The 21,818-nt window shown below is 68.5% G+C and carries 15 protein-coding genes; 10 read left to right on the forward strand and 5 right to left on the reverse strand.

The genetic code is table 11. The features are described from left to right. Nucleotides 1-14 precede the first annotated feature (14 nt). The 4 genes from OIM94_RS11560 (at nt 15) to OIM94_RS11575 (ending at nt 4,140) form a co-directional block, all read left to right on the forward strand. Entirely contained in the window at nt 15-737 is a 723-nt protein-coding gene (locus OIM94_RS11560) for a cytochrome b/b6 domain-containing protein (protein ID WP_264606878.1), read from the forward strand. Continuing rightward, complete coding sequence (locus tag OIM94_RS11565; protein WP_264606879.1) at nt 734-1,465, forward strand: molybdopterin-dependent oxidoreductase; 732 nt, start codon at nt 734-736, stop codon at nt 1,463-1,465. Before OIM94_RS11560 ends, OIM94_RS11565 begins: the two co-directional genes overlap by 4 nt. A gap of 131 nt (nt 1,466-1,596) precedes the next feature. Continuing rightward, the gene (locus tag OIM94_RS11570; protein ID WP_264606880.1) at nt 1,597-2,823 is read left to right on the forward strand and encodes an SAM-dependent methyltransferase; all 1,227 of its coding nucleotides are present in this window, start codon (nt 1,597-1,599) and stop codon (nt 2,821-2,823) included. A gap of 99 nt (nt 2,824-2,922) precedes the next feature. Next, entirely contained in the window at nt 2,923-4,140 is a 1,218-nt protein-coding gene (locus tag OIM94_RS11575; protein ID WP_264606881.1) for an argininosuccinate synthase, read from the forward strand. A 44-nt stretch (nt 4,141-4,184) separates the two neighbouring features. On the opposite strand, the gene rarD is transcribed toward OIM94_RS11575, so the two are convergent. Genes rarD through OIM94_RS11595 form a run of 4 tightly spaced genes read right to left on the reverse strand, consistent with a single transcriptional unit; the run spans nt 4,185 to nt 8,746 of the window. Continuing rightward, on the reverse strand, nt 4,185-5,081 hold the full coding sequence (gene rarD, locus OIM94_RS11580) for an EamA family transporter RarD (protein WP_264606882.1): 897 nt from the start codon (nt 5,079-5,081) through the stop codon (nt 4,185-4,187). 49 nt (nt 5,082-5,130) lie between these two features. Next, a complete protein-coding gene (locus tag OIM94_RS11585; protein ID WP_264606883.1) occupies nt 5,131-6,450 on the reverse strand; it encodes a dihydrolipoamide acetyltransferase family protein in 1,320 nt (439 codons plus the stop codon). Between the two features lie 5 nt (nt 6,451-6,455). After that, complete coding sequence (locus OIM94_RS11590) at nt 6,456-7,460, reverse strand: alpha-ketoacid dehydrogenase subunit beta (RefSeq protein WP_264609892.1); 1,005 nt, start codon at nt 7,458-7,460, stop codon at nt 6,456-6,458. A 14-nt stretch (nt 7,461-7,474) separates the two neighbouring features. Further along, nucleotides 7,475-8,746 (reverse strand): 3-methyl-2-oxobutanoate dehydrogenase (2-methylpropanoyl-transferring) subunit alpha, encoded by a 1,272-nt coding sequence (locus OIM94_RS11595; protein WP_264606884.1) that lies wholly within the window; start codon nt 8,744-8,746, stop codon nt 7,475-7,477. Between the two features lie 247 nt (nt 8,747-8,993). On the opposite strand from OIM94_RS11595, the gene OIM94_RS11600 reads away from it, so the two are divergent. Genes OIM94_RS11600 through OIM94_RS11615 form a run of 4 tightly spaced genes read left to right on the forward strand, consistent with a single transcriptional unit; the run spans nt 8,994 to nt 15,863 of the window. Further along, entirely contained in the window at nt 8,994-9,704 is a 711-nt protein-coding gene (locus tag OIM94_RS11600; protein WP_264609893.1) for an ImuA family protein, read from the forward strand. Beyond that, the gene (locus tag OIM94_RS11605; protein ID WP_264606885.1) at nt 9,622-11,832 is read left to right on the forward strand and encodes a Y-family DNA polymerase; all 2,211 of its coding nucleotides are present in this window, start codon (nt 9,622-9,624) and stop codon (nt 11,830-11,832) included. The genes OIM94_RS11600 and OIM94_RS11605 overlap by 83 nt, the downstream gene beginning before the upstream one ends. 5 nt (nt 11,833-11,837) lie before the next feature. After that, complete coding sequence (locus tag OIM94_RS11610) at nt 11,838-15,281, forward strand: error-prone DNA polymerase (RefSeq protein WP_264606886.1); 3,444 nt, start codon at nt 11,838-11,840, stop codon at nt 15,279-15,281. Between the two features lie 42 nt (nt 15,282-15,323). Further along, nucleotides 15,324-15,863 (forward strand): hypothetical protein, encoded by a 540-nt coding sequence (locus tag OIM94_RS11615; RefSeq protein WP_264606887.1) that lies wholly within the window; start codon nt 15,324-15,326, stop codon nt 15,861-15,863. A gap of 20 nt (nt 15,864-15,883) precedes the next feature. Here the strand turns inward: OIM94_RS11615 and OIM94_RS11620 are convergent, their stop codons facing one another. Next, entirely contained in the window at nt 15,884-16,891 is a 1,008-nt protein-coding gene (locus OIM94_RS11620; RefSeq protein ID WP_264606888.1) for a fumarylacetoacetate hydrolase family protein, read from the reverse strand. A 106-nt stretch (nt 16,892-16,997) separates the two neighbouring features. Here OIM94_RS11620 and OIM94_RS11625 point away from each other — a divergent pair, with 106 nt between their 5' ends. After that, a complete protein-coding gene (locus OIM94_RS11625) occupies nt 16,998-20,378 on the forward strand; it encodes a PAS domain-containing protein (RefSeq protein WP_264606889.1) in 3,381 nt (1,126 codons plus the stop codon). 143 nt (nt 20,379-20,521) lie between these two features. Further along, on the forward strand, nt 20,522-21,811 hold the full coding sequence (locus OIM94_RS11630) for an adenylosuccinate synthase (RefSeq protein ID WP_264606890.1): 1,290 nt from the start codon (nt 20,522-20,524) through the stop codon (nt 21,809-21,811). Nucleotides 21,812-21,818: the final 7 nt, after the last annotated feature.

The following is a 21,818-nucleotide window of genomic DNA, read 5'->3' on the forward strand; positions in this document are numbered from 1 at the left end:
GGAAGGAAGCGCACATGGCCGAAGGTCCACCGGAAAGGACGCCGCTGATCTACCGCCACCGGCTGGTCACCCGGCTGTGGCACTGGGTCAACGCGATCGCGCTGCTGATCATGGTCGGCAGCGGGCTGATGATCTTCAACGCGCACCCCCGGCTCTATTGGGGGCAGTATGGCGCCAATTTCGACCATGCCTGGCTGGAGCTGCCGCGCTTCCCGGGCTGGGTGACGCTGCCCTCCTATTACAGCCTGGCCGGCGCGCGGCACTGGCACTTCTTCTTCGCGCTGGTGCTCGCCTTCGGGTTGCTGGTCTATCTCCTGTGGAGCCTGGCGAACGGCCATATCCTGCGCGACCTGCGCATCCGCGCACGCGAGCTGGGGCCGCGGCATCTGTGGAAAGACTTCAAGGACCATCTCGCCTTGCGCTTCCACGATCCCGAGGATCCGCGCGCCTACAACATCTTCCAGAAGCTCGCCTATGTCGGCACGCTGTTCGTGCTGTTGCCGGCGGTGATCTTTTCGGGTCTGGCGCTGTCGCCCGGCATGGACGCGGCCTGGCCGTGGCTGACCGAGCTGTTCGGCGGGCGGCAATCCGCGCGCTCGGTGCACTTCATCGCGATGGGGGCGATCCTCGCCTTCCTGCTCGTCCATCTGACCCTGGTGCTGCTCGCCGGGCCGATCAACGAGCTCCGCTCGATGATCACGGGCTGGTGGCGCGTGCCCGCGGAGAAGCAGCCATGATCCTGACCCGCCGCAACCTGCTGATCGGCGGTGCCGCCGGGCTGCTCACCGGCTGCGACCGATTCACCGACAGTCCCGTGCTCGCCAGCGCGGAAGAGGCGCATCGCTTCCTCCAGCGCTCGATCGGCCGCGGCGCGCTCGCCACCGAATTCCGTCCCGAGCAGCGCAGCCCGATCTTTCGGGTCAACGGTACGCACCATCCGAACACGCCCGAATATAATATCTGGGCGGGTACCCGCTTCGCCGACTGGCGGCTGAAGGTAGGCGGCATGGTCGCACGCCCGATGGAGCTGACGCTCGATCAGCTCCAGCACATGCCGCAGCGCGCGCAGATCACCCGGCACGACTGTGTCGAGGGCTGGAGCGCGATCGGCAAATGGCAGGGGCCGCAGCTTGCCACCATCCTCAACGCCGCGGGGCTTCGCCAGCAGGCGCGCTACATCGTGTTCCACTGCGCGGACCGCTACGGCGACGGCGGCTATTATGAATCGGTCGACCTGATCGACGCCTTCCACCCCCAGACGATCCTCGCCTGGGCGCTCAACGACCGGCTGCTCGATGTCGGCCACGGCGCGCCGCTGCGGCTCCGGGTGGAGCGGCAGCTCGGCTACAAGCAGGCCAAATATCTGGTCGGCATCGAGGCGGTCGCCTCGCTCGCCGGCATCGGCAAGGGCAAGGGCGGCACCTGGGAGGATTCGAGCGGCTACCAATGGTATGCCGGCATCTGAATTTTCTGCGGCGTTGAACCCGCGTTGTCCTGCGGCGTTCGTTGTCTTTCCGTAACGCGTTTTCGAGAGGGGGAGACTCGCGGAAATGCGGGGCGGATATCGCTGAAACAAAAGCCGCATACGGGATCGCCATGGCCTTGATTGATCGCTTTCTCGACCGCGCCGTCCAGCGCGGGCAGCTTACCCTGATACGACCCGACGGTACTTCCCGCAGCTTTGGCAGCCCCGATCCCGACCTCAAGCCGGTGACGATGCGCCTTGCCAGGGGCGCCGAGGGCCGCATCGTCCGCGATCCCTCCCTCGGCACCGCCGAGACCTATATGGACGGCAGCCTGAACCTCGAGCAGGGCGACATTCTCGATCTGCTCACGCTGGTCACCGCGAACAACGCCTGGGAGAAGAGCAACGCCGTGCTCAGCCCCTCCCCGCTCAGCCGCGCGACCGGCAAGGTGGCGCATTGGCTCGGCCGAAAGAACATGGCGCGCAAATCGAAGCGGAACGTCGCACATCATTACGATCTGTCCGCTCGCCTCTACGACCTCTTCCTCGATGCGGATCGCCAATATAGCTGCGCCTATTATACCGATCCGGCGAACAGCCTGGAGCAGGCCCAGGCCGACAAGAAGGCCCATATCGTGGCCAAGCTGGCGATCCGGCCCGGCATGCGCGTGCTCGACATCGGCTGCGGCTGGGGCGGCATGGCGCTCTACATCCACGCCAAGACCGGCGCCGAGGTGCTCGGCATCACGCTTTCCGAAGAGCAGCTGAAGATCGCGCGCGAGCGGGCTGACGCCGCGGGTGTCGCGGACAAGGTGAAGTTCGAGCTGATCGACTATCGCGCGCTGGAGGGGCAGTTCGACCGCATCGTCTCGGTCGGCATGTTCGAGCATGTCGGCACGCCGCAGTACCGCACCTTTTTCGCCAAGTGCCGCGAGCTGATGACGCCCGAGGGCGTGATGCTGCTCCACACGATCGGCCGTGCGGGCGCGCCGGGCTATACGGACGCGTTCACGCTGAAATACATCTTCCCCGGCGGTTACATCCCCGCGCTGTCCGAAATCGCCCAGGGCTATGAGGGGCTGCGCTATTTCCTCACCGACGTGGAGGTGCTGCGCCTGCACTACGGCCACACGCTCAAGGCCTGGTACGAGCGCACCGTCGCCGCGCACGACGCCATCGTCGACCTCTACGACGAGCGCTTCTACCGGATGTGGACCTTCTATCTGGCGGGCTGCTATGTCAGCTTCCTGAATGGCGGTCTGGTCAACTACCAGCTGCAATTCTCCCGCTCGCGCACCGCACTGCCGATCACGCGCGATTACATGGCCGACGCCGAGGCGAGGCTGCGCCAGGGCTGACCGTCCCGCGCCGCGAACAAGCCGGATATTGCGTGCGAGCCGCGGGGGTCCTAGAGGCCCCGCGTTTCCCCTTTCCTTTTTCCCCGGAGTCCCTGCCCCATGTCGGACAAGATCAATCGCGTCGTCCTCGCCTATTCGGGCGGTCTGGACACGAGCGTGATCCTGAAATGGCTGCAGCAGACCTATAATTGCGAGGTCGTCACCTTCACCGCCGATCTCGGCCAGGGCGAGGAGCTGGAGCCCGCCCGCAAGAAGGCCGAGATGGCCGGCGTGAAGCCCGAGCACATCTTCATCGAGGACGTGCGCGAGGAATTCGTGAAGGACTATGTCTTCCCGATGATGCGCGCCAACGCGCTCTACGAGGGGCTCTACCTGCTCGGCACCTCGATCGCGCGGCCGCTGATCGCCAAGCGCCAGATCGAGATCGCCAAGCTGGTCGGCGCCGATGCGGTGAGCCACGGCGCCACCGGCAAGGGCAACGACCAGGTTCGCTTCGAGCTCGGCTATTACGCGCTGAACCCGGACATCAAGGTGATCGCGCCGTGGCGCGAGTGGGACCTGACCAGCCGTACCAAGCTGATCGAGTTCGCCGAATCGCACCAGATCCCGGTGACCAAGGACAAGCGCGGCGAATCGCCCTTCTCGACCGACGCCAACCTTCTCCACACCTCGTCCGAGGGCAAGGTGCTCGAGGATCCGTGGGAGGAAGTGCCCGACTACGTCTATTCGCGCACGGTGAACCCCGAGGACGCCCCCGACACCCCCGAGACGATCACGATCGATTTCGAGCGCGGCGACGGCGTGGCGCTCAATGGCCAGGCGATGTCGCCGGCGACGCTGCTCACCGCGCTCAACGAGCTCGGTCGCAAGCACGGCATCGGCCGTCTCGACCTCGTCGAGAACCGCTTCGTCGGCATGAAGTCGCGCGGCATGTACGAGACGCCGGGCGGCACCATCTATCATCTCGCCCATCGCGGCATCGAGCAGATCACGCTCGACCGCGGCGCCGCGCACCTCAAGGACGAGCTGGCCCCGCGCTATGCCGAGCTGATCTACAACGGCTTCTGGTTCTCGCCCGAGCGCGAGATGCTGCAGGCCGCCGTCGATTACAGCCAGGAAAAGGTCACCGGCACCGTGCGGCTCAAGCTGTACAAGGGCAGCGTGATCGTCACCGGCCGCAAGTCGCCCTATTCGCTCTACAGCGAGAAGGTCGTCACCTTCGAGGACGACCAGGGCGCGTACGACCAGCGCGACGCGGCGGGCTTCATCAAGCTCAACGCCCTGCGCCTGCGCCTGCTCGGCCGCCGCGAGGGCTGATCAACCAGCGTTTCCTCCCTCGGCGCAGCCGGGGGAGGGTACGCTCAGGCTCGCACTGCCGCGCGATACGCCCGCAGGCTGTCCCAGGCGTAGAGCGCGCAACCCGACCAGATCAGCGCGAAGGTCGCGAGGTGCACCGGCAGCACCGGCTCGCCGAACAGCAGCACCGCCTCCAGGAACTGCAGGGTCGGCGCGATGTACTGGAGCAGCCCCATGGTCGCATAGGGCAGCCTTTTGGCGGCGGCGGCGAACAGCAGCAGCGGTGTCGCGGTGACAACGCCGGCCGCGATCAGCAGCAGGTCGATCCGCGTCGATCCGCCGAACGCCGCCGTGCCGCTATGGTTCGCCCAGAGCAGCATCGCCAGCGCCGGCGGCCCGAGCAGCAGCGTCTCCACGGTCAGGCCGCCCAATGCGTCGATCGCCGCCACCTTGCGCAGCAGGCCATAGCCGCCGAAGCTCAGCGCGAGCGCGAGCGGGATCCACAGCCCGCCGCCGCCGCCGTGCAACGTCAGCAACAGGACGCCGAGCGCGGCCAGCCCGATCGCCACGCCCTGCCAGCGCCGCAGCCGCTCGCCGAGTACCAGCATGCCGAGCGCGACGTTGACCAGCGGGTTGATGAAATAGCCCAAACTGGCGTCGAGCACATGTTCGTGCTGGACCGCCCAGATATAGACAAGCCAGTTGATCGCGATCAGCGCCGCGCTGCCGAAGAGGAACAGCAGCGTCCGTCCCCTGGCAGCGGCGGCGATGCTCCGCACCCGGCGCAGCGCCACCACGATCACTGCAAGCAGCAGCAGCGACCAGAGTACGCGGTGCGACAGCACCTGCAGCGCGGGCACTGCCTGCAGCAGGTGGAGATAGAGGGGCAGCACGCCCCACAGGCTGTAGGCCGCAATACCGAGTAGAAGACCGGCGCGGTCGGCGCGCTGAACGTTGGACATTGCCCCTTGTTGCGCCGTGTTGCAGTGCAACGCAACAAGGGGGCGTCGTTCAGTCGGCGAACAGCAGGACCGGTGTCTCGAGCAGCTTCTTCACCGCCTGAACGAAGCTCGCCGCATCCCAGCCGTCGACGACACGGTGGTCGCAGCTGATCGAGAGATTCATCAGCTTGGCGCGGACGATCTCGTCGCCGTGGAAGACGGGGCGCTCGACGATCTTGTTCGGGCCGATGATCGCGACTTCCGGCCGGTTGATCACCGGCGTCGTCGCGATGCCGCCGAGCGGGCCGAGCGAGGTGACGGTGAGGGTGGAACCGCTCAGCTCCTGCGAGGTCGCCTTGCCGGTGCGCGCGGCCTCGGCAAGCCGGGTGATCTCGCTCGCCAGCTGCCAGACATTCCGGTCCTGCGCATCACGGATCACCGGCACCATCAGCCCGGCATCGGTCTGCGTCGCCATGCCGAGATGGACGCGGCCATGGCGGGTGACCACGCCGGCCTCGTCGTCATAGCGGGCGTTGAGCATCGGGAAGTCGGGCAGGGTGCGGCACAAGGCGACGATCAGGAACGGCAGCATGGTCAGCTTGGGGCGCTGGCCACGATTGGCGTTGAGGTCGCCGCGCATCGCTTCCAGCGCGGTGACGTCGATCTCGTCGACATAGGTGAAGTGCGGGATGGCGCGCTTCGACGCGGCCATGTTCTCGGCGATGCGGCGGCGCATGCCGATCACCTTCACCGGCTGGTCCTCGCGAGCGCGGGAGGCGTGCGGCGCGTGATAGCCCTGCGCGCTGCCATAGCGGAGGAAGGCGTCGAGATCGGCATGGCGGAGGCGGTCGCCCTCGGCGGCCTTTACCTGGGCGAGGTCGATGCCGAGGTCCGCGGCGCGGGCGCGCACCGCGGGGGAGGCGAGGACGTGCACCTTTTCTCCCTCTTCCGCTTGCGGGAGGGGGGCGGGAGGAGGGGCTGGTGTAGTTGCTGCGGGTGCGGGCGCAGTTTCAGCCCCTCCCCCGACCCCTCCCGCAAGCGGAAGGGAAGCGCTGGCTTCAGCGCTCACGGACTCTTCCGCACCCGGATTCTCGGCCTCGACCTGCTCCTCAACGGTGGTCTCTGCCTCGGCCGGCGTCTCCGCCTCGCCCTCGACCTCGATCACCATCAGCGCCGAACCGATCGGCACCTGGTCGCCCACCTCGCCGGCAAGTTCGACCACCACGCCGGAGACTGGCGATTCCATCTCCACCGTGGCCTTGTCGGTCATCATGTCGGCGACCTGCTGGTCTTCCTCGACGCGGTCGCCGATCTTCACGTGCCAGGCGACGATCTCGGCCTCGGCAATGCCTTCGCCGATGTCCGGCAGACGAAAGGTAAAACGAGCCATGGGCGTCAGTCCTTGAGGAGTTTGTTGAGCGCCTCGCGGATCCGCACGGGACCCGGGAAATAGGCCCATTCGAGGCTGTGGGGATAGGGCGTGTCGAAGCCGGTGACGCGGGCGATCGGCGCTTCGAGATGGTAGAAGCAGCGCTCCTGCACCAGCGCGGACAATTCCGCGCCGAAGCCCGAGGTGCGCGTCGCCTCATGGACGATCATGCAGCGGCCGGTCTTCTTCACCGAAGCTTCGATCGCTTCGATGTCGAGCGGCACCAGCGTGCGCAGATCGATGATCTCTGCATCGACGCCCAGTTCCTCGATCGTCGCGGCGACGACGTGCACCATCGTGCCGTAGCAGAGGATCGTCACCGCCTCGCCTTCGCGGACGGTCGCGGCCTTTCCGAGTTCTACCCGGTAATAGCCTTCTGGCACTTCGCTCGCGGGGTGCGCGGTCCAGTTCTTGGCCGGGCGATCATAATGGCCGTCGAACGGGCCGTTATAGATACGCTTGGGCTCGAGGAAGAGAACGGGGTCGTTATCCTCGATCGCGGCGATCAGCAGGCCCTTGGCGTCATAGGGGGTCGACGGGATCACCGTCTTGATGCCCGAGACGTGCGTGAAGATGCCCTCGGGCGACTGGCTGTGCGTCTGGCCGCCGAAGATGCCGCCGCCATAAGGCGAGCGCACCGTGATCGGTGCGGTGAAGTCGCCGTTCGAGCGGTAGCGCAGCCGTGCGGCCTCGGAGACGAGCTGGTCGAGCGCCGGGTAGATGTAATCGGCGAACTGGATCTCGGGCACGGGACGCAGGCCATAGGCGCCCATGCCGATCGCCACGCCGATGATGCCGATCTCGGTGATCGGCGTGTCGAACGCGCGGGTCTTGCCGTATTTGACCTGGAGCCCGGCGGTCGCGCGGAACACGCCGCCGAAATAGCCGACATCTTCGCCCATCACGACGACTTGGTCGTCGCGTTCCATCATCACGTCCATGGCGGAGTTGATCGCCTGGATCATGTTCATCCGGGGGGCGCCGCTCATATCCCGGCCGCCTTGCGCTCGGCGATCATCTGGTCGCTCTGTTCCTTCAGGTGCCAGGGCATCTCTTCGAACACGCCCTCGAACATGGTTTCGAACGGCTGGTGCATGCCGTGGCCGAGGATGCCGTTCTTCTCGGCGTCCTTCTGCGCACGCTTCACCGTCTCGGCGAGCTCGAGGTCCATCGCCGCCTGGCGTTCCTCGTCCCATTCGCCGAGGCCGATCAGATGGTCCTTGAGGCGCCGGATCGGATCGCCGAGCGGCCAGGCATTGGGCTCGCCGGCCGAGCGATAGGCGCTGGGATCGTCCGAGGTGGAGTGGCCCTCGGCGCGATAGGTGAAATGCTCGATCAACGTCGGGCCCTGGTTGGTCCGCGCGCGCTCGGCCGCCCATTGGGTGGCGGCATAGACCGCCAGCGCATCATTGCCGTCGACGCGCAGCCCGGCGATGCCATAGCCGATCGCGCGCGCCGCGAAGGTGGTCGCCTCGGCACCCGCGAAGCCCGAAAAGCTCGAGATCGCCCACTGGTTGTTGACGACGTTGAAGATCACCGGCGCGCGGTAGACGGTCGCGAAGGTCAGTGCCGAGTGGAAGTCGCCTTCCGCGGTCGATCCTTCGCCGCACCAGGTCGCGGCGATGCGGGTGTCGCCGCGCGCCGCGCTCGCCATCGCCCAGCCCACCGCTTGCGGGTACTGCGTGGCGAGGTTGCCGGAGATCGAGAAGAAGCCGGTCTCCTTGGACGAATACATGATCGGCAGCTGCCGGCCCTGCAGCGGATCGCTCCGGTTGGAGTAGATCTGGTTCATCATCTCGACCAGCGGATAGCCGCGGGTGATCAGGATGCCCTGCTGGCGATAGCTGGGAAAGCACATGTCGTCGCCGGCCATGGCAAGGGCTGCCGAGACCGACACCGCCTCCTCGCCGGTCGATTTCATGTAGAAGCTGGTCTTGCCCTGGCGCTGCGCGCGGAACATCCGCTCGTCAAAGGCGCGGGTGAGCGCCATGCTGCGCAGCATTTTGCGCTTGGCTTGCGGGTCGAGCCGCGGATCCCAGGGGCCGACGGCGTTGCCGGCGTCGTCGAGAACGCGGACCAGGCCATAGGCGAGTTCGTGGAATCGATCGGCCGGCTCGGCGGTGTCCGGACGGCGCGCGGCGCCGGCGGGCGGGATCGAAAGGTCGCTGAAATCGGCCTCGTCGCCGGGGCGAAAGCGCGGCTCGGGCACATGCAGCGATAGCGGCGGCAGGTTGGCGCGCGGGGCGTCCACCGTCATGGTCTCTCCATCAGATACGGCCGTGTCGCCACGGACAACGCACGAACTCGAATTGCGCAAGGCTGTTATAAAATTTCAACGTGCCTGTCGAGATGGGGCAGCAGGGCTGGCCTAAAAATTTGGGACACGGAGTCCGATTGACTCCCATGCCAATTGGAACAAAATAGGAACGAACGAGTCGGACCTGTCATCAACCCCGAGCGAGTCGCCCGTGCCCGATCCTGCCACTCTCGACCAGTTGCGCGCAATGCTCAGCGCCATCGACGGCACCGGATTCCGTCGGCGCCCGGTGCTGCCGTTCGGGCTGGAGCCGCTGGATTCGAAGCTGGCGGACGGGGGACTGCGGCTCGATGCACTGCACGAAATAGCGGGCGCCACGCCCGACCTGACCGACGATTGCGCCGCCACCACCTTTCTCGGCGGGATCGCCGCGCGCTGCTGGGGGCCGGTGCTGTGGGTGGTGCGGCGGCGCGACCTGTTCGCCCCCGGGCTATCGCAGGTCGGGCTCGATCCCAAGCGGGTGATCTATGCCGAGGCGCGCGACGACGACGAGCTGCTCGCGATCATGGAGGAAGGCTTGCGCCATCGCGGGCTCGGCGCGGTGATCGGTGAGGTAAAGCGGCTCGGCATGCCCGCGACGCGGCGGCTGCAACTGGTAGCCGAGGGGGGCCGCACCATCGCGCTGCTGCTCAAGCGCCATGCCCGTGAGGGGAGCGATCCGCTGGGGGCACCGTCTGCGGCGGTGACGCGCTGGCGGATCGGCTGCGCGCCCTCGGCGCCGCTGCCGGTGGAGGGGGTCGGGCGGCCGCGCTGGGAATTGTCGCTGGCGCGGCAACGTGGGGGGGAATCGTTCCAACTCTTGGTGGAGGCCTGCGATGCAACGGGTCGCTGCGCTCTTCCTGCCCCACTGGTCGCTCGACCGCGTGCGGCGGGCCGAGCGGCGCGCGCTGCCGCCTGAGCGGGGCCGGGCGCACGCCAAGGACGATGTGCCTTCTGTCTGCCTTCCCCCTACGGGATGTGCTGACGGCAAGATGGCGGATTCCACAACCACCTGCGCTCCCCTTCCGCTTGCGGGAGGGGTCGGGGGAGGGGCTGAAAGGGTACAGCGCTTCTTCCACGTCAGTCCCTCCCCCAACCCCTCCCGCGAGCGGGAGGGGAGCGCAGGCGACGAGCACCTCGTTTCCGTCCAAGCGCTCGCCGCTGCCGAGCAGGAGGCTGCCTGCTCCGTCCAGCGCGGCGGCGGCTGGCGGCCGGGTGCGCGCTGGGCGCGGGCCGCGCGCGATGCCGCGATCGCCGCGCTGCCGCCGCACCAGCGGCCGCCGATGCGCGAACTCGGTCGGCGCAGCGAGGCGGCGGACCATGCCTTCAAGCGGATGCGGCCTGACGAGGGCGGGGCGATGGCAGGCGGGGTGGCGCGGTTGCCGCTAGCGGCGCGCGATGTGACGCCTGCCGTTGCTGCGCCCGCCCCGCCCCCGCAACCGTCATCCCGGCGAAAGCCGGGATCCAGTCTCCTGGCGGTCTCGGCTTCTTCTTCGACGGAGAAGGCAATGGATCCCGGCTTCCGCCGGGATGACGAAGAGCGGGTAAACACCCCCCGTGTCCTCTCCCGCCGCACCGGCAGCCGCAGCGAAGTCGCCGCCGCCTGCCCGGCCGCGATGACCGTGGGCATCCGCATCGGCATGGCGTGCACCCAGGCGCGCGCGCTGGTGCCCGAGCTCCGCGTCGACCCCGCCGACCCGGAAGGCGACCGCGCCGATCTCGAACGGCTGGCGCACAGCCTCGCGCGGCGCTGGTCGCCGAGCGTCACGCTTGCCGGCGAGGACCTGCTGTTCCTCGACCTGACCGGCGTCGCCCATCTCCATGGCGGCGAGGCACGCATGCTGCATCGCCTGCACGCGCTGCTCGCCCGGCTGGGCTTCGCCGCCAGGATCGCGGTGGCCGACACCCCCGGCGCCGCCTGGGCCTTCGCCCGCTTCCGGCCCGAGACGCTGCTGCTTTGCCCCCCCGGCGAGCATGTCGCCTGGCTCGCCCCCCTCCCAGTAGAAGCGCTGCGGCTGGAGGGGGATGCGATCGACCTGCTCCACCGGCTCGGCGTCGACAGCATCGGCCAGCTCGCCGCGCTCCCCCGCGCGCCGCTGGTCCGCCGTTTCGGCACCACGATCGCCGCGCGGCTCGACCAGGCGCTGGGCCGTATTCCCGAGCCGGTCACCCCGGTCACCCCGCCCGAGCCGATCGCCGTCACCCAGCGCTTCGCCGAGCCGATCGCCACCCCCGAGGCGATCGCCCACTGGCTCGGCGATCTCGTCCACCGCCTCGCCGAAGCGCTGGCCGAAGCCGGCCAGGGCGCGCGCCGCATCGGGCTGGTCGCCGACCGGGTGGACGGCGTGCCCCAGCGGATCGGCATCGGCCTTGCCCGCGCCAGCCGCGATCCGGCGCACCTGCTCCGCCTGCTCGCGCGGCGCATCGACCAGATCGAGCCCGGCTATGGCCTCGACGCGATGACGCTGCATTTGCTGCGCAGCGAACCGCTGGGCGCGCTACCGGTCGACGAGCGGCTCGATGCCGAGACGGTGCCCGATCTCGCGCCCTTGATCGACACGCTGGCGACGCGGATCGGCATGGCGCGGCTGTGGCGGATGCGGCCGGTGGAAAGCGACGTGCCCGAACGCTCGGCCGCCGCGCTTCCGCCGCTCGATCCGCCCGAGCGCGAGGCCGCGCCGATGAAGGTCGACGATGTCCGCCAGCTCGATCGGAACGCCCCGCTGCCGCCCTGGCACCCCGACTGGCCGCGCCCGATCCGCCTGCTCCGCCGGCCGGAACGGCTCGACCATGTCGTCGCAGCCCTCCCCGACCAGCCGCCGCGCCGCTTCACCTGGCGGGGCGAGCGGCACGAGGTGGTCCATGCCGACGGGCCCGAGCGCATCCATGGCGAATGGTGGAAGCGCGCGACCGAGACGCATGCCACGCGCGACTATTTCCGCGTCGAGGACGAGCGCGGCCGCCGCTACTGGCTGTTCCGCCAGGGGGATGGCGAGCGCCAAGTGACCGGCGATCTCAGCTGGTACCTCCACGGCCTGTTCGGGTGACGCCCATGTACAGCGAGCTCCAGGTCACCAGCCACTATTCCTTCCTGCGCGGCGCATCCGCGCCCTCCGAGCTGTTCGAGGCGGCGGCGGCGTACGGCATGCCTGCACTCGGCATCACCGATCACAACAGCGTCGGCGGGATCGTCCGCGGGCTGGTCGCGGCGGAGGAGACCGGGGTGCGGCTGGTCACCGGCTGCCGGCTGGACCTGACCGACGGCAGCGGCGTGCTGGTCTGGCCCGAGGATCTCGCCGCCTGGTCACGGCTCACCCGGCTGCTCAGCATCGGCAAGGCGCGGGCGGACGCGCAGCATGGCGAGAAGGGGCAGTGCTTCCTCCATTGGGAGGATGTCGCGGGGCATGCCGACGGCCTCGTCGCCGCGCTGGTGCCCGGCATGGCGGACAGCGGCGACCCCGCGGCGCTGCGCTGGATGGCGGATGTGTTCGGGAATCGCGGCCATGTCACGCTCACCCGCCATCGCAGGCCGCAGGAGGCGGTGCGGCTCCATGGCCTGGCGCAGGCCGCCGCGGCGCATGGGCTGACTCCGCTCGCCACGGGCGACGTGCTCTACCATCATCCCGACCGGCGGATGCTGCACGATGTGATGACCGCGATCCGCCACACCACGACGGTCGACGATCTCGGATTCCGTCGCGCCCGCAGCGCCGATCGGCATCTGAAGCCCCCGCACGAAATGGCGCGCCGCTTCGCCGCCTGGCCCGATGCGCTGCAGGCGGTGGAGGCGGTGGTCGAGCGGTGCAGTTTCAATCCCCGCGAGCTCGGCACACTCTATCGCTATCCGGACGAAGTGGTGATGTCCGGCCGCAGCCCGCAGGAAGCGCTGGCCAAGCTCGCCCGCGATGCGCTTGCCGCGAAGTTTCCCGAGGGACCGCCGCCCGCTTATGCCGAGCTGCTCGAGAAGGAGCTGCGGCTGGTCGAGAAGTTCGGCTACGCGCCCTATTTCCTCACCGTCCATTCGATCGTCCGCTTCGCCCGCGCGCAGGAGATCCTGTGCCAGGGGCGCGGCAGTGCGGCCAATTCGCTGATCTGCTTCCTGCTCGGCGTCACCTCGATCGATCCGGTGGTGCACAAGCTGCTGTTCGAGCGATTCATTTCCGAGGATCGCGACGAGCCCCCCGATATCGACGTCGATTTCGAGCATGAGCGGCGCGAGGAAGTGATCCAGTGGATCTACGAGACCTATGGTGCGCGCCATGCCGCACTCACCGCGGTGGTCAGTCGCTATCGTACCAGGGGGGCGGTGCGCGAGGTGGGCAAGGCGCTGGGGCTGCCCGAGGATGTTACCGCCGGGCTGGCCGGGCAGGTCTGGGGCTGGTCGAACGAAGGGGTGAGCGAGGCCGATGCCGCGGCACTCAACCTCGACGCCAGCGAGCCGCGCCTCGCGCTGACGCTCGACCTTGCCCGCCAGCTGATCGGCACGCCGCGTCACCGCTCGCAGCATCCCGGCGGCTTCGTGCTGGCGCAGGCGAACCTGGACGAGATCGTGCCGATCGAGCCGGCCGCGATGGTCGACCGGCGGGTGATCGAATGGGAGAAGGACGATATCGAGACGCTCGGCCTGATGAAGGTCGATATTCTCGGGCTCGGCATGCTTGGCTGCATGCGGCGCGCGTTCGATCTGCTCGAGCAGCACAAGGGGGTGAAGCTCACGCTTGCCTCGGACAAGATGCAGGAGGACGATCCCGCCACCTTCGCGATGATCCGGAAGGCGGACACGCTCGGCACCTTCCAGATCGAGAGCCGCGCACAGATGTCGATGCTGCCGCGGCTGCGACCACGCGAATTCTACGACCTCGTCATCCAGGTCGCGATCGTGCGGCCGGGGCCGATCCAGGGCGACATGGTGCACCCCTATCTGCGGCGGCGCGAGGGCAAGGAGGTGGTCGAGTATCCGAGCGAGGAACTGAAGGACGTGCTGGAGAAGACCTTCGGCGTGCCGCTGTTCCAGGAGCAGGCGATGAAGGTCGCGATCGTCGGCGCGGGCTTCAAACCGGCCGAGGCCGATGCGCTGCGCCGCGCGATGGCGACGTTCAAGTCGACCGGCGGCGTCACGCATTTCAAGGAGAAGATGATCAGCGGGATGCTGGAAAAGGGCTACACCCAGGACTTTGCCGAGCGGACCTTCAAGCAGATCGAGGGTTTCGGCAGCTATGGCTTTCCGGAGAGCCACGCGGCCAGCTTCGCCAAGATCGCCTATGCGTCCAGCTGGATGAAGTGCCACCATCCCGACATCTTCTGCGCGGCGCTGCTCAACGCCCAGCCCATGGGGTTCTACGCCCCGGCACAGATCGTCCGCGACGCGCGCGAGCACGGCGTCGAGGTGCACGCGGTGTGCGTCAACGACAGTGGGTGGGACACGCGGGTGCTGGGGGCGCTAAGATCCTCCCCGGAACGGGGAGGGGAACCATGGGCGCCAGCACATGGTGGAGGGGCCGCCGCGGCACGCGGCGGTGATCCCGGACGGCGTGGCACTACCGCGCCTTCGGCGCGGCCCCTCCACCCCTCGCCTGCGGCGAGCGGTCCCCCTCCCCGTTCCGGGGAGGAATTATTGCCCCTCCGCCTCGGCATGCGGGTGGTGCAGGGGCTGTCCGCGCGCGATGCCGACGCGATCCTCGCCGCCCGCGCGGAACGCCCCTTCACCTCGATCGAGGATGTGTGGCGCCGCGCCCGCGTCTCCCCCGCCGCGCTGGAGAAGCTCGCGCGTGCCGATGGCTTCCGCGCCTTTGGGCAGGATCGCCGCCAGGCGCTCTGGGCGATCAAGGCGCTCGACCAGGCGCCGCTGCCGCTGTTCGCGGGGATCGAGGGGCCGATCCAGGCCGCCGAGCCGGCAGTGACCCTCACCCCGCTCACCGCCGGGCGCGAAGTGGTCGAGGATTACCGCGCAACCCAGCTGAGCCTGCGCGCGCACCCGCTCCATTTCCTGCGCGGCACGCTGGCGGCGCGGCGGATCCGGCCGTGCGGCGACCTCAAGGCGCTCAAGGACGGCGCACGGGTGGAGGTGGCCGGGATCGTGCTCGTCCGCCAGAAGCCGGGCAGCGCCAAGAGCATCTTCCTGACGCTGGAGGACGAGACCGGCATCGCCAATGCGATCGTCTGGCCGGCACGCTTCGCGCTCTACCGCCCGATCATCCTCGCGGCGCCGATGATTTCCGTGCGCGGGCGGCTCCAGCGCGAGGGCGAGGTGCTGCACCTGATCGCCGAGACGATCACCGACCTGACCGATCTGCTGCGCAGCGTCGGCGCGATCGACCTGCCGCGGATGACGATGCCCGGCGACGGCGCAACGCATGGCGGCACGATCGATTCGCGCGACCGCAAGGTCACCCGCGCCACGGATCCCGCGCACGCCTATCCGAAGCAGCGCACCCCCGAGAGCTGGCCGTCGCGGCGCGAGGACATCATCCCGATCAAGTCGCACGATTTCCACTGACGCCGAACACCGCTACGCAACCGCATCGATCTTCGGGGGACCATGCTGAACCATCTTCTGATTGCCGCATCCGGCCTGCTGCTCGCATCCGCCGCTCAGGCGCAGACCGATGCGCCGCCGCCCGCCGCGTTGCAGGCGCTCCAAGGCTGCTGGCACGGAAGCGGGACGGTGATGGGCAAGCCCGTCACGCTCACGCTCCGCGCCGAACCGACCGCGCTGGGCGCGATGATCGCCCTCGACACGACCAGCGTCGCCAATGCCGATCCCACCGATCGCTACGCCGCGCACCTGGTCTTCGGCTGGCTGCCACCGAAGGAGGGGCGACCGGTGCTGACCGGCTATTGGGCGGATAGCTTCGGCGGGGCCTTCGCAGCGCCTGGCGAAGGCGAGGCACAGGCCGAGCGGTTCGAGATGCGCTACCGCTTCGGCAGCGACACGTTCGTCAATCGCTGGCAGCGCTCGGCACAGGGGCTCGACTGGACGATCATCGCGCGGGACGCCGCGGGCAAGGAACAGCCTTTCGCCAGCTATCGGCTGACGGCCGCGCCCTGCCCAGCCGCCCTGCCGGCGCAGCGCCGCTAGGGCACCGCGCCGGTCCGCGATCATCCCGCGACCACCGTCTGCTCGATCGTGCCGAAGATCGGGTGATGCTTGTCGTCCTCCGCCCAGATGCGGATCGTGTCGCCGGCCTTGAGGAACGGCGTCTCGGCCGCACCCCGCAGGATCGTCTCGACGGTGCGGACCTCGGCGAGGCAGCAATAGCCCTTGCCGCCCTCGCCGATCGGCTTGCCGGGGCCGCCATCCGCGTCGCGGTTGGAAACGGTGCCCGAGCCGAGGATCGTGCCCGCCCCCAGTGCCCGCGTCTTCGCCGCATGGGCGATCAGCGTGCCGAAATCGAAGGTCATGTCCTCGCCCGCGTCGACCCGGCCAAAGGGCTTGCCGTTGAGCTCGACCATCAGCGTGCGGTGGAGCTTGCCCTCCTGCCACCAATCCCCCAGCGCGTCGGGCGTGACGAACACCGGCGAGAAGGCGCTGGCCGGCTTGGACTGGAAGAAGCCGAAGCCCTTGGCCAGTTCGCCCGGAATCAGGTTGCGCAAGCTCACGTCGTTGGTGAGGCCGACCAGCCGCACCGCCGCCAGCGCCTCTTCGCGCGTGGCGCCCAGCGGCACGTCACCGGTGACCACCACGACCTCCGCCTCCAGGTCGCAGCCCCAGCTTTCGTCCTTGAGCGGGATCGCGTCGCGCGGGCCGAGAAACCCGTCCGATCCGCCCTGGTACATCAGCGGATCCTGCCAAAAGCTCTCGGGCAGCTCGGCACCGCGCGCCTGCCGCACCAGCGCGACATGGTTCACATAGGCCGATCCGTCCGCCCATTGGTACGCGCGCGGCAAGGGCGCCGCCGCCTGCCGCTCGTGGAAGCGCATCATCGGGATGGTCTCGTGCTCGAGATCGACGGCGAGGTTGCGCAGGTCGCCCTCCACCCGTTCCCAATCGTCGAGCGCGGCCTGGAGCGTCGGGGCGATGTGGCTGGCATCGGCACACCAGGCGAGATCGTTCGAGACGACGACGAGCTTGCCGTCGCGGCCCTGCTTGAGGCTGGCTAGTTTCATTTGACACCATCTCCTTCGGCGGTCGCCATAGAGCAACTTCGCACGCGGCGGAACCGTAGCCCCTTGGTACGTATTTTGCCCAGTCGCATTGACTTCGGGACGGGCCATGATCAACGAATTGCACATGGCCGCGCCGCTTCGATTTTTGGACCATGGCGGCGAAATGGCGGAACGCATCCGCGCGTTCGATTGGGCCACCCATCCGTTCGGGCAGCCGGAAGCCTGGTGCGAGCCCCTGCGGGTAATGGTCGATACCGCGCTCGCCTCCAGCTTCCCCACCGCGATCTACTGGGGCCCCGATCTTCGGCTGTTGTACAACGATGCGTGGATGCACATCCCCGCCGACCGCCACCCCTGGTCGCTCGGCCGCCCCGGTGCGGAAGTCTGGGCCGACATCTGGGACGTGGTGGGCGAGCAAATGGCCCAGGTGGTCGAGACCGGCCGCGGCTATGCCACGTTCGATCAGTTGCTGCGCATGGAACGCGGCGGCGTGCCGCGCGACAGCTGGTGGAACTACAGCCTCACGCCGATACGGGACGCGGACGGGCGCGTGCTGGGAATCCTCAATCAGGGGAGTGAAACCACGCGCGCCGTGCTGGCGGAACGCGATCGCCAGGCGGAGGTCGATCGGCTGCGCGACTATTTCCAGCAGGCGCCCGGTGCGGTGGCGCTGCTGGAGGGGCCGGCCCATCGCTTCGTCCTGGCCAATCCCGCCTATCTCGAGCTGGTGGGGCGGCAAAACGTTGTCGGGCGGGCGCTGGCCGAGGCCATTCCGGAGGTGGTCGCGCAGGGTTATGGCGCTGTTCTCGACCAGGTGTATCGATCCGGCGAGCCGTACAGCGCGATCAATCGCGACGTGATGCTGCAGCGCCGTAGCGATGCAGATGCAGAGCGGCGGGTACTCGATTTCTCCTTCCAGCCGATCAAGGACGGAACCGGCGCCTGCACCGGGATCTTCGTGGCTGCGGCGGACATCACCGAACGCGCGGCAGCCGAGGAGGCGCTGCGGCGCAGCGAGGAGCGGCTGCAGCTCGCGCTCAACGCCTCGACCGGGATCGGCACCTGGGACTGGACGGCGGAAAGCGGACGGATCAGCGGCGACGAGCGCTTTGCCGCCCTGTTCGGCATCGATGCAGACCGCGTCGCGTACGGCGGCGCCTTCGAGGCCGTCCTCAACTTCATCCACCCCGAAGATCGTGCGCGCATCGCGATGGAGGTGCGCCAGGCGGTGGCCGAGCGCGCGCCGCTCAAGCTGGAGTTCCGCGTCGTGCGGGGCGACGGGGCGGTGCGCTGGCTGCTCACCCAAGGGCGCTGCACCTTCGATGCGGACGGGCGCCCGATCCGCTTCCCCGGAGTCGCCTTCGACATTACCGACCGCAAGCTCGCCGAGGAGGCGGCGCAGGAAGCGGCCGACGAATTGCGGACTGCGACCGAGGCGCAGTCCTTCCTCCACAATCTGGCCGAGCGCCAGCGCGCGCTGGATACACCCGACGCCATCATGGAACTCACCGCGGCGGAGCTCGCGGCCAAGCTTGGGCTGGCGCGCGTGGGGTTCTATCGCGTCGTCGGCGACAAGATCCATCTCGGACCGGGCTGGAATGACGGTACGCTGCCGAGCTTCGAACTTGGGCTGTCGCTGGATGCAATCGCGCCGTTGATCCCGAGCTATCGCGAAGGCCGCACCGTCGTGGTCTGCGATAGCAGCGCCGAGTTCCCCGGCAGCGAGCTCAGCAGAATCTCCCCTTCCGCGATCGGCGTGCCCCTGCTGCGGGGCGGGCAATGGGTAGCCACCTTCTATGCCAACGCCGCGGGGGCCCGCACCTGGCGCCCGGAAGAGATCGCCTTTCTCGAAACCGTGGTGGAAACGACCTGGGATTCGGTGGAACGCGCCGACGCGGTGCTGGCGCTGCGCAAGAGCGAGGCGCAGTTCCGCGCAATCACCAACTCGATCGATCACATGGTCTGGTCGGCAGATGCCAACGGGCTGATCGATTATTACAATGATCGCTGGTACGAATATACCGGCGTCGCAGAGGGCAGCACCGACGGCGATGCCTGGAGCTCGGTGCTCCATCCGGACGACCAGAGCCGCGCCTGGGCTACCTGGGAACATTGCGTCCGGACCGGCGACCTCTACCGCATCGAATATCGCATGCGGAACCATCGCGGCAGCTTTCGCTGGGCACTGGGTCGCGCGCAGGCGCTGCGCGACGAGAATGGCCGGATCGTGCGCTGGTTCGGCACCTGCACCGACATCCAGGAGATCGTCGACGCGCGCGAGGTGCTCGCCCGCTCGCGCGAGGAACTGGAAGCTGCGGTACGCGAGCGTACCGAGCGGCTGATGGCCGCCGAAGCACAGCTGCGCCAGGCTCAGAAGATGGAGGCAGTCGGCCAGTTGACCGGCGGCATCGCGCATGATTTCAACAACATGCTGGCAGTGGTGATCGGCGCGCTCGACCTGATGGAGCGACGGATCGGACAAGGCCGTACCGATATCGAGCGCTATCTCGTCGCCGCGCGGGACGGCGCCAGCAGGGCCGCGGCGCTGACCCAGCGGCTGCTCGCCTTCTCGCGCCGCCAGCCGCTGGCGCCGACCGCGCTCGACGTGAACGACATGCTGAGCGGGATGATCGAGCTGCTGGTCCGCACGCTGGGCGAAGGCGTGGTGATCGAGACCTGGTTTGCCCGCCAGCTGGAGCCGGTGGTGGCGGATCGCAACCAGCTCGAGAACGTCGTCCTCAACCTGGCGGTCAACGGTCGCGATGCGATGCCGCAGGGCGGCACGCTGACGATCGAGACCGAACAGCGCGCGATCGACTCGACGGAGGCCGCCCGCCACGAGATCGCGCCCGGCGACTATGTCGAGATCCGCATCCGCGACACGGGCACCGGCATGCCGGCCGACGTCGCGGCGCGGGCGTTCGATCCCTTCTTCACCACCAAGGGCGTGGGCAAGGGCACCGGGCTGGGGCTCAGCCAGGTATTCGGCTTCGTCCGTCAGTCCGGCGGGCACGTCACGATCGACAGCGAGCCCGGCCGCGGCACCTGCGTGTGCGTGCTGCTGCCCTCGCGGCCCGAAGCGGTCCCGAGCCCCGCGGCGACGGCGACCGAACGCGAGCTGCCACGCGGACGGGCGAATGAAGTCATCCTGGTCGTCGAGGATGAGGATCGGGTGCGCACCTTCTCCGTCGAGGCGCTGCGCGAGCTTGGCTACGGCGTGGTGTTCGCCCGGGACGGGATCGAGGCGCTCCGCCTGCTCGAGCGCGGGCAGAAGATCTCGCTGCTGTTCAGCGACGTGGTCATGCCGGAAATGAGCGGGCGCGAACTGGCCGCCCGGGTGCGGCAGCGCATGCCGGGCCTGAAGGTGCTTCTCACCAGCGGCTATGCGCCCGATGCGCCGGCAGAGCATGCCGGGGACAACATCCTGCCCAAACCGTTCGACATCGCCGCGCTGGCAGTCGCGATCCGGACGGCGCTGGACGGCTGAGCGCCGATAAAGGCTTGACCTCGGCCCGCGCTTTCGTCATTCGCCCCGCGGCTTCGGGCGATGCGTCCGGTTGACCAGTCCCTGCCGCCGAGTCCTGTCGAAGGGCGGCCAGGGTCCGCCCGGCAGGCGGAGGACGTGTATCCATGGCAAATGTGGCAGTGATCGGCGCCCAATGGGGTGACGAAGGCAAGGGCAAGATCGTCGACTGGCTCGCCGAGCGCGCCGATGTGGTCGTCCGCTTCCAGGGCGGGCACAATGCCGGCCATACGCTGGTGATCGGCGAAAAGGTCTACAAGCTCTCGCTCCTCCCCTCGGGCATCGTCCGCGGCACGCCGAGCGTGATCGGCAACGGCGTGGTGCTCGATCCCTGGGCGCTCAAGGCCGAGGTCGAGAAGCTGCGCGACCAGGGTGTCGACGTGACCCCGGACACGCTCAAGATCGCCGATACCTGCCCGCTGATCCTGCCCTTCCACCGCGATCTCGACGCGCTGCGCGAGGACGCCAGCGGCGCCGGCAAGATCGGCACCACCCGCCGCGGCATCGGCCCGGCCTATGAGGATAAGGTCGGCCGCCGCGCGATCCGGGTGTGCGACCTTGCGAATCTCGATTCGATCGGGCCCCAGGTCGATCGCCTCGCTGCGCACCACGATGCGCTGCGCGCCGGCTTCGGCCAGCCGCCGATCGATCGCGAGGGCCTGCTGAACGAGCTGCGCGACATCGCCGGCTTCGTGCTGCCCTTTGTCCAGCCGGTGTGGAAGATGCTCAACGAGGCGCGGTCGCGCGGTCGCCGCATCCTGTTCGAGGGCGCGCAGGGCGTGCTGCTCGACATCGACCATGGCACCTATCCGTTCGTCACCTCGTCCAACACCGTGTCGGGCACCGCGGCGAGCGGCAGCGGCATGGGGCCGGGCGCGGTCGGCTTCGTGCTCGGCATCGCCAAGGCGTATACCACCCGCGTCGGATCGGGCCCGTTCCCGAGCGAGCAGGAGAATGAGGTGGGCGAGCGGCTCGGGACGCGCGGCCATGAGTTCGGCACCGTCACCGGCCGCAAGCGCCGCTGCGGCTGGCTCGACGCCGTGCTGCTGCGCCAGTCGGTCGCGGTTTCGGGCATCACCGGCATCGCGCTGACCAAGCTCGACGTGCTCGACGGCTTCGAGGAGATCCAGGTCTGCACCGGCTACCGGCTGAACGGCGAGGTGCTCGACTATTATCCCGCCAGCGCGCCCGACCAGGCCGCCGTGGAGCCGATCTACGAGGCGATGGAAGGCTGGTCCGAATCGACCGCTGGCGCGCGCAGCTGGGCCGAACTGCCGGCGCAGGCGATCAAATATATCCGCCGCGTGGAAGAGCTGATCCAGTGCCCGGTGGCGCTGGTGTCGACCAGCCCCGAGCGCGAGGACACCATCCTCGTCCGCGATCCCTTCGCGGACTGATCCGTCC

Origin of the sequence: Sphingomonas sp. R1 (assembly GCF_025960285.1) — a bacterium.
Classification (GTDB): domain Bacteria; phylum Pseudomonadota; class Alphaproteobacteria; order Sphingomonadales; family Sphingomonadaceae; genus Sphingomonas.

Bases quoted from the DNA above. Each gene is read 5' to 3' on its own strand.
- OIM94_RS11590 (WP_264609892.1), bottom strand. From the start codon at position 7,460: ATGAACATGATCCAGGCGATCAACTCCGCCATGGACGTGATGATGGAA.
- rarD (WP_264606882.1), bottom strand. From the start codon at position 5,081: ATGTCCAACGTTCAGCGCGCCGACCGCGCCGGTCTTCTACTCGGTATT.
- OIM94_RS11620 (WP_264606888.1), bottom strand. From the start codon at position 16,891: ATGAAACTAGCCAGCCTCAAGCAGGGCCGCGACGGCAAGCTCGTCGTC.
- OIM94_RS11615 (WP_264606887.1), top strand. From the start codon at position 15,324: ATGCTGAACCATCTTCTGATTGCCGCATCCGGCCTGCTGCTCGCATCC.
- OIM94_RS11575 (WP_264606881.1), top strand. From the start codon at position 2,923: ATGTCGGACAAGATCAATCGCGTCGTCCTCGCCTATTCGGGCGGTCTG.
- OIM94_RS11625 (WP_264606889.1), top strand. From the start codon at position 16,998: ATGATCAACGAATTGCACATGGCCGCGCCGCTTCGATTTTTGGACCAT.
- OIM94_RS11600 (WP_264609893.1), top strand. From the start codon at position 8,994: ATGCTCAGCGCCATCGACGGCACCGGATTCCGTCGGCGCCCGGTGCTG.
- OIM94_RS11630 (WP_264606890.1), top strand. From the start codon at position 20,522: ATGGCAAATGTGGCAGTGATCGGCGCCCAATGGGGTGACGAAGGCAAG.
- OIM94_RS11610 (WP_264606886.1), top strand. From the start codon at position 11,838: ATGTACAGCGAGCTCCAGGTCACCAGCCACTATTCCTTCCTGCGCGGC.
- OIM94_RS11605 (WP_264606885.1), top strand. From the start codon at position 9,622: ATGCAACGGGTCGCTGCGCTCTTCCTGCCCCACTGGTCGCTCGACCGC.
- OIM94_RS11585 (WP_264606883.1), bottom strand. From the start codon at position 6,450: ATGGCTCGTTTTACCTTTCGTCTGCCGGACATCGGCGAAGGCATTGCC.
- OIM94_RS11570 (WP_264606880.1), top strand. From the start codon at position 1,597: ATGGCCTTGATTGATCGCTTTCTCGACCGCGCCGTCCAGCGCGGGCAG.
- OIM94_RS11565 (WP_264606879.1), top strand. From the start codon at position 734: ATGATCCTGACCCGCCGCAACCTGCTGATCGGCGGTGCCGCCGGGCTG.
- OIM94_RS11560 (WP_264606878.1), top strand. From the start codon at position 15: ATGGCCGAAGGTCCACCGGAAAGGACGCCGCTGATCTACCGCCACCGG.
- OIM94_RS11595 (WP_264606884.1), bottom strand. From the start codon at position 8,746: ATGACGGTGGACGCCCCGCGCGCCAACCTGCCGCCGCTATCGCTGCAT.